Raw genomic sequence first — 7,015 nt, forward strand, 5'->3', positions numbered from 1 at the left:
CGGGCGGGATGCCGACGCTCAGGCCCTCCACGATCGTGCGGGCGCCGTAGGCGAGGGTCAGCGCCTCGGCCGAGAGCCGGTGGGATTCGGTCACAGCGAGCCTCCGGAGCGGTTCATCCTGACGAGGAGGTAGATGAGATAGGGGGCGCCGAGGACGCCCGTGATGACGCCGACCGGGTAGCGGTTGCCGAACGCGAACTGGCCGACGAGGTCGGCGAGCAGCACCAGGAGGGCGCCGACGAAGGCGGACGGCAGGAGCAGCGACGCCCCGGGTCCGATGATGCGCGCGGCGATCGGGCCGGCCATGAACGCGACGAACGCGATCGGCCCGCTCGCGGCGGTCGCGAAGGCGAGGAGGGCGACGGCGGCGAGGATCGCGAGCACGCGCGTGCCGCGGACGGCGACACCGAGGCCCGCCGCCGAGTCGTCGCCGAGCCGCAGCACGCCGAGCGGACGCCCCTGGGCCAGCAGCAGCGGGACGAAGACGATCGAGGCGAGCAGCAGCGGGGCGGTGCTCTCCCAGTTGGCGCTGTTGAGGCTGCCGGTGAGCCACCGCATCGCCGCCTGCAGGTCCCAGGCCGGCGCCTTCGAGAGGACGTAGGTGACGACACTGTCGAGCATCGCCGCGACCCCGATCCCGATGAGGATCAGCCGCGTGCCGGCGAAGCCGCCGCGATGGGCGAGGAGATAGATCGCGACGGCGGTGAGGATCGCTCCGCCGAGCGCCAGCAGCGACACGGTCGTCTCGTCGACGGCGAGGACGATGATGCCGAACACGGCGGCGGCGCTCGCGCCCGAGCTGATGCCGATGATGTCGGGGGATGCCAGGGGGTTGCGCAGCATGGTCTGGAAGGTCACGCCGGCGATGCCGAACGCGAAGCCGGCGAGCAGCCCCATCACGGCGCGGGGGAGGCGCAGCTCGCCGACGGTGAACGAGGCGCCGGGGACGGTCTCGCCGAGGATGACGCGGGCCACCTCGATCGGACCGTAGAAGGTGTTGCCGATCATGAGGCTCAGGGCGAACACGACGACGATCGCGACCGCGAGCGCACCGGTCGCGACGGCGCGCCGGCGCATCCGCGCGCGGCGGCCCGCGACGACGGCGGCGACGGAGACGGCGGTCACAGCTCGCGCACCTTCTGCTGGCGCACGATCCAGATGAAGAACGGCGCGCCCACGAAAGCGGTGACGATGCCCACCGCGATCTCCTCGGGACGGGCGACGACGCGCCCCACCACGTCGGCGGCGACCAGGAGCGCGGCGCCCGCGATCGTCGAGAACGGCAGCAGCCAGCGGTGGTCGGTGCCGACCAGCAGGCGGCACATGTGCGGCACGACGAGGCCGACGAAGCCGATGGGACCGGCGACCGCGGTCGCCGCGCCGCACAGGATCACGGCGCCGGCGGAGGCGATCACGCGCGTGCGGAACACGTTCTCGCCGAGGCCCGTGGCCAGGTCGTCGCCGAGCGCCAGCGAGTTCATCCCGCGCGCGCACAGAGCGCAGACGAGTGCGCCGGCGGCGAGCACCGGGACGACGGCGCCGATGCGTTCCCAGGTCGCGCCGCCGACCCCGCCGATCTGCCAGAAGCGGAAGGTCTCCATGATGTCCACGCGAGGGAGGAGCACGGCGCTCACGAGCGACATGAACGCCGCCGACGCGGCGGCCCCGGCGAGGGCGAGCTTGAGCGGCGTCGCGCCGCCGCGGCCGAGCGAGCCCACCGCGTAGACGAAGACGGCCGCGACGGCCGCTCCGCCGATGGCGACGGCCATCGTCAGCGACGGATCGGAGAGGCCGAAGAAGGCGATGCCGCACACCACCGCGAGCGACGCGCCGCCCGAGACGCCGAGGATGCCGGGGTCGGCGAGGGGGTTGCGGGTCACCGCCTGCATGGTCGCGCCGGAGAGCGCCAGCGCGGCGCCGACCAGGATCGCGAGGACCGTGCGCGGGATCCGCTTGACCACCGCGGCCTGCGCGATCGTCTCGGTGTCACCGCCCAGCGCGGCGAGGATGTCGCCGAACGACACCTCGCGCACGCCGAAGGCGACGGATGCCGCGCACAGCGCCGCCAGCACTCCCAGGCCCGTGACGAGCCAGAGCAGGCGCACCGTCGCCGGACGCCGCAGGGTCGCGGCATCCGGCGGCGGCGCACTCCTGACGGAGACGCTCACCCGGTCTAGCCGAGGGTGCCGGCGAGCAGAGCGAAGTACTCGTCGATGCCCCAGCCGATCGACAGCGGCGACGGGTTCGCCGAGGCGGCCAGCGGCGTGGAGTTCTCCAGGATCGCGATGCGACCGGCAGCGATCGCGGGGATCTTCGACAGCAGCGGGTCGGCCTGGAGCTGCGCGATCAGCGCGCCGTCGGCCTCGCCGTACGTGACGAACAGGTCGACGTCGGAGAGCCGGTCGGCCTCCTCGGCGCTGACCGAGACGTAGAAGTCGTCGGTCTTCGCCGACTCGTCGGCCACGACCTGCGGCGTCGGGAGCCCCAGGCTCTCGAGGAAGCCCGGCCGGGTGTCGTGGCTCGTGTAGAAGCCGATCTGGCTGAAGTCGGCGGGGTCGATGAAGGAGAACAGCACGCTGCTGTCGGCGAGCGCGGGCTGCTTCGCGAGGGCGGCGTCGACCTTCGCATGGAGGTCCTCGATGAGCTGCTCGCCCTCGTCGGCGAGGCCGATGGCGGTCGAGTCGAGCCGGATCATGTCCTCGTACGAGGTCCCCCAGGCGACCTCCGGGTAGGCCACGACCGGGGCGATCTTCGACAGCTTCTCGTACTCGTCCTTCGTGAGGCCCGAGTACGCGGCGAGGATGACGTCGGGCTTCGTGTCGGCGACGGCCTCGAAGTCGATCCCGTCGGTCTCGTCGAACAGCACCGGCGTGTCGGCACCGAGCTCGTCGAGCTTGTCCTCGACCCACGGCAGCACGCCGTTGTCGTTGTCGTCGCCCCACGTGGCCTTGCTCATGCCGACCGGGACGACGCCCAGCGCCAGCGGCACCTCGTGGTTGGCCCATGCGACGGTCGCGATGCGCTCGGGCTTGGACTCGATCGTCGTCTCGCCATAGGCGTGCTCGATCGTGACGGGGAAGCCCTCGCCGCCGCTGTCGGCGGAGGACGAGTCGGAGTCGGAAGCGCCGGCGGCGCAGCCGGAGAGGAGCAGGGCGGCGGCGGCCGCGAGAGCGACGGTCGCGGTGCGTAGACGGGTCAAGAGGTCCTCCGTGGTCGGGATCGGCAGAACGAGAAGCGGGTTAGGTAAGCCTAAGGTTACCGCCGCCATCGTACGCGAACCGCGACGCATCGCAACACTGTTTCGACGTGAGCGGCGGTCGGCCGGCGCCGTCAGCCCTTGCGCTTGTCGACGGCGCGCACGAGCGCCCAGGCTGCGGGGACGAGCAGCGCGGCGAAGGCGGCCTTGAGGAGGCCCGGCAGGATGAACGGCCACACGCCGGCGTCGAGCACGGAGGCGAGCGTCACGTCGGCCCCGACGACGACGGCGAGGATCAGCGCCATGTACGGCACGCCGATCAGGAACGGGATGACGCTCGCCGCGACGAACCCGACGAACGCCAGCCAGGGCTTGCGGTCCCAGGCGCGCTCTGCGAACCACCCCGCGACGAACGCGGCCGGGATGAAGCCGAGGATGAAGCCGAACGACGGCGAGAGCACGTACACGGGTCCGGCGATCGGGCCGGCGAAGACCGGCAGGCCGGCCAGGCCCGCCACCAGGTAGGCCGTGAGGCTCGCGGCGCCGCGCCGCGCGCCGAGGGCAGCGCCCACGACGATGACGCCGAGCGTCTGGCCGGTGATCGGGATGGGCCCGATGAAGAACGAGACCTTCGCCAGCAGCGCCACGAGGGCCACGCCGGCGAGCACGAGCGCCGCGTCGGCCAGGAGTGCGCGCGAGCGGTCGGACGGGCGGGCGACGAGGTCGGCGAGCACACGGCGGCGCGGTGCGGCGGCGAGGGACATTGCTGCTCCTAGGCGTTCGTGCGCGCGCCCGGTGGCGCGCGTCGCGACCAGCCTAAGCGGTGCGCGCCCGTTGTTGGACGCGGTCCAGAAACCTGCCGTCACAGGCATCCGCCGGCCCGGATCGGACCCGACGAACCTCGCAGAATCCGACGTGCTTCGCAGGATCCTCGCGAAATCCTCCGAAGTCCGCGCGACTCTGCGACGTTCGCGGGCGGCCGGGATGCCGGGGTGCAGCAGCTGGGCGGCCGCGAACCGCGTGCGCCGGTAGACTGGGGCCTTCGGCCGCTCGGCCTCCCTCCCCGCCATCGAAGAACGGACGTCCGCTGTGCTCGCCGTGCACGACCTCGAGATCCGCGTGGGCGCGCGGACGCTCATGTCGGACGTGTCGTTCCGCGTCTCCGACGGAGACAAGATCGGCCTGGTCGGCCGCAACGGCGCGGGCAAGACGACCCTGACGAAGGTGCTCGCCGGCGACGTGCTGCCCTCCGCCGGCTCGGTCGACCGCTCCGGCGAGCTCGGCTACCTGCCGCAGGACCCGCGCTCGGGCGACCCCGACATGCTCGCGCGCACGCGCATCCTCGACGCGCGCGGCCTCGGCACGCTCGCGATCGGCATGCACGAGGCATCCCTCGCGATGGCGTCCGACGACCAGGATGCCGCGGCCAAGGCCATGCGCCGCTACGCGCACCTCACCGAGCGCTTCGAGGCGCTCGGCGGCTACGCGGCCGAGGCCGAGGCGGCGTCCATCGCCCACAACCTGTCGCTGCCCGACCGCATCCTCGACCAGCCGCTGCGCACGCTCTCCGGCGGCCAGCGGCGTCGCATCGAGCTGGCGCGCATCCTCTTCTCGGATGCCGGCACGATGATCCTCGACGAGCCCACCAACCACCTCGACGCCGACAGCGTCGTGTGGCTGCGCGAGTTCCTGAAGGGCTACAAGGGCGGGCTCATCGTCATCAGCCACGACGTCGAGCTGGTCGGCGAGACCGTCAACCGCGTCTTCTACCTCGACGCGATGCGCCAGGTCATCGACATCTACAACATGAACTGGAAGAACTACCTGCGTCAGCGGGTGGCCGACGAGGAGCGCCGCAAGAAGGAGCGCGCCAACGCCGAGAAGAAGGCGACCGCGCTGCAGCAGCAGGCGGCGAAGTTCGGCGCGAAGGCCACGAAGGCCGCCGCGGCGCACCAGATGATGGCGCGCGCCGAGAAGCTGCTGTCGGGCCTGGAAGAGGTGCGGCAGGAGGACCGGGTCGCCAAGCTCCGGTTCCCCAAGCCCGCGCCGTGCGGCAAGACGCCGCTCATGGCGTCGAACCTGTCGAAGTCGTACGGGTCGCTGGAGATCTTCACCGACGTCGATCTCGCGATCGACCGCGGGTCGAAGGTCGTCGTGCTGGGCCTCAACGGCGCGGGCAAGACCACGCTGCTGCGCATCCTCGCCGGCGTCGACCGCCCCGACACCGGGCAGATCGAGCCCGGCCACGGCCTGAAGATCGGGTACTACGCGCAGGAGCACGAGAACCTCGACGTCGGGCGCTCGGTGCTCGACAACATGATGTCGGCGGCGCCCGACATCACGCAGGTCGAGGCGCGCAAGGTGCTCGGATCGTTCCTGTTCACCGGCGACGACGTGCTCAAGCCCGCGGGCGTGCTCTCGGGCGGCGAGAAGACGCGGCTGTCGCTCGCGACGCTCGTCGTGTCGAGCGCGAACGTGCTGCTGCTCGACGAGCCGACGAACAACCTCGACCCCGCGTCGCGCGAGGAGATCCTCGGCGCGCTCGCGCACTACGAGGGCTCGGTCGTGCTCGTCTCGCACGACGAGGGCGCTGTGCACGCCCTCAATCCGGAGCGGGTGCTCATCCTCCCCGACGGCGTCGAGGACATCTGGGGTCGCGACTACGCCGACCTCGTCTCGCTCGCCTGAGTCGCGGCCGACGGCGCACCGACCCGTCGGGCTCGGGCGGCGCCGACCGCCACCGGGGTCAGGGGAGCCAGACGTCCTCGAGCTTGCCGGATGCCGCCGACCGCGCGGCCGCCTCCATGAGCGCGAGGCTGCCGAGGTTGGCGGTGCCGCTCGTCTCGGGCACGAACCCCTCGGCGATGGCTTGCGCGAACAGCTGCAGGCCCGCGGAGCGGCCGTAGAGCCGGCTCTCGGGCAGGGTGACGGGCTCCGGCGTCTCGGCATCCGCGCGCAGGAGCGTGACGCGGTCGCCCGCGGCGGTCTTGTCGGAGCCGTCGGCGCGGCTCGTGAAGAAGATCTCGCCGGCCTCGCCCTGGATGCTCCACTCGCCCGCCCACGCCGTGCGCCGCGCGCGGCTCAGCCAGCTGCCGCGGTAGCTCACGAGGAGCCCGCTCTCCATCTCGATCGTGATGACGGCGGACGCCTCTTCGTCGTACTTGCTGAACGAGGGGTCCCACACCTTGGCGAACACGCGCACGGCCTCCTGGCCGGTCACCATGCGCAGCAGGTCGAAGTGGTGGATCGCCATGTCGTTGATCATGGGATGCGGGAACGCGTAGTGCGGGTGGCTCGCCTTGGGCCGGTCGTTGTCCCACTGCCGGAAGTCGATGCTGATCGCCGAGAGCTCGCCGACGGCGCCCTCGCGCACGAGGCGCTGCACCACGCGCGGCGCCGGGTAGTTCCGGTAGTTCTGGCTCACCTGCAGCACGAGGCCGAGCTCCTCCGCGCGCCGCGCGGCCACGGCGGCCTCCTCCGCCGTGTTGGCGAACGGCTTCTCGACCAGCACGTGCTTGCCGGCGCCGAGCGCCTCGATCGCGAGCGGCACGTGCGTCACGGCGGGCGCCGTGATGACGACCGCGTCGGCGTCGACGGCGGCGAGCGCCTCGGTGAGCGAGCCGAAGGCGAGCGTCTCGGGCAGGGCCAGCGCCGTGGCCGTCTTCGTGCGTGTCGGCGCGTGCGGGTCGACGATCGCGGCGACCTCGACCTCGCGCACCGGCGGGATCGCGTTGCGCGCCCAATCGCCGCCCCAGCCGCCCAGTCCGACGTGGATGATTCTGATGGTCACGGACGACGTCCTTCGAGGTAGGGGGAGAG

Annotated in this window: 6 protein-coding genes; 1 reads left to right on the forward strand and 5 read right to left on the reverse strand. The window is 72.1% G+C overall.

The window, feature by feature from the left end:
• Window positions 1-90 precede the first annotated feature (90 nt).
• From WML84_RS11450 to WML84_RS11465, 4 genes are all read right to left on the reverse strand, one after another.
• A complete protein-coding gene (locus WML84_RS11450) occupies window positions 91-1,077 on the reverse strand; it encodes an iron chelate uptake ABC transporter family permease subunit (RefSeq protein ID WP_347346279.1) in 987 nt (328 codons plus the stop codon).
• A 44-nt stretch (window positions 1,078-1,121) separates the two neighbouring features.
• Window positions 1,122-2,168, reverse strand: coding sequence for an iron ABC transporter permease (locus WML84_RS11455; RefSeq protein WP_347346274.1), 1,047 nt, complete (start codon window positions 2,166-2,168; stop codon window positions 1,122-1,124).
• Between the two features lie 5 nt (window positions 2,169-2,173).
• Window positions 2,174-3,199: an iron-siderophore ABC transporter substrate-binding protein gene (locus tag WML84_RS11460; RefSeq protein ID WP_347346275.1), complete on the reverse strand. Its 1,026-nt coding sequence runs from the start codon at window positions 3,197-3,199 to the stop codon at window positions 2,174-2,176.
• A 131-nt stretch (window positions 3,200-3,330) separates the two neighbouring features.
• Entirely contained in the window at window positions 3,331-3,960 is a 630-nt protein-coding gene (locus WML84_RS11465; protein ID WP_347346276.1) for a biotin transporter BioY, read from the reverse strand.
• A 325-nt stretch (window positions 3,961-4,285) separates the two neighbouring features.
• Between WML84_RS11465 and WML84_RS11470 the strand changes: the two genes are divergently transcribed.
• Entirely contained in the window at window positions 4,286-5,884 is a 1,599-nt protein-coding gene (locus WML84_RS11470; protein ID WP_347346277.1) for an ABC-F family ATP-binding cassette domain-containing protein, read from the forward strand.
• Between the two features lie 58 nt (window positions 5,885-5,942).
• Here WML84_RS11470 and WML84_RS11475 read toward each other — a convergent pair whose 3' ends face one another.
• Window positions 5,943-6,986: a Gfo/Idh/MocA family oxidoreductase gene (locus WML84_RS11475; RefSeq protein WP_347346278.1), complete on the reverse strand. Its 1,044-nt coding sequence runs from the start codon at window positions 6,984-6,986 to the stop codon at window positions 5,943-5,945.
• Between the last annotated feature and the right edge of the window lie 29 nt (window positions 6,987-7,015).

The sequence above is a fragment of the Microbacterium sp. genome (assembly GCF_039812165.1).
Taxonomy (GTDB): Bacteria; Actinomycetota; Actinomycetes; order Actinomycetales; family Microbacteriaceae; genus Microbacterium.